Here is a 697-nt window from a genome sequence, read left to right on the forward strand (position 1 = left end):
GGACACGAGTGCACACTTCTTTAATCTTAATTATCGGGCAGCTTCATGGCCCGAAAGCTGGCGGTTACGCGTAGTACTCAAAGTGACGCGGCCTGCCGGTGAATTGTTGTGTCACTATGAGTTCTTGGTGACGACACTAACCGAATTGTCTAGCATTGATCTGTTTAGAATGTACCACAATCGCGGCGTCGCTGAAAACTTTATCAAAGAAGCCAAGGACGGTTTTGGTTTCGACAAGACCAATAGTCATTCTTTTCAGGCCAACACAACTCGTATGTGGTTAGCTGTTTTGAGTTACACACTAAGCCTGCTCTTCAAGCGGTTAGTGCTCCCTAGCACGATTCAGACCGCAACCATTGGTACACTGAGGTTTTGGCTTCTTCATATTGCCGGTCGTGTGACGACTCACGCTCGAAAAACATCAATTCACTTGAGTCGGAGTAACCCCCACATCAGACTATTCTGGTACGCTTTGCATCAGATACATGCTTTGAAATAAGTGCTTGAAGAAAAATGAAACCTGTAAAACCAAGGGGGAAGACCACCCCAAAGCAACACAAAGTGGTGCTATAGTGGCTGAATCTTATGTTTATTCTTGAAATGCTACATTGATTATCAAAATAGGTAGGCCTGAATCGAAAATCTCGATTCAGGCCTACCTATTTTGGTGAGAAATCTTGTTGATGAATAATCCGGG

1 protein-coding gene is annotated in these 697 nt (G+C 44.3%); it reads left to right on the plus strand.

Going from position 1 to position 697, the window contains the following annotated elements; all coding sequences use genetic code 11:
- Positions 1 to 499: transposase (locus tag FC99_RS07505; RefSeq protein ID WP_156639352.1), on the plus strand; the 499-nt coding region annotated here is incomplete at its 5' end.
- Positions 500 to 697 lie beyond the last annotated feature (198 nt).

The organism is Levilactobacillus koreensis JCM 16448 (genome assembly GCF_001435525.1).
In the GTDB taxonomy this organism is placed as follows: Bacteria; Bacillota; Bacilli; order Lactobacillales; family Lactobacillaceae; genus Levilactobacillus; species Levilactobacillus koreensis.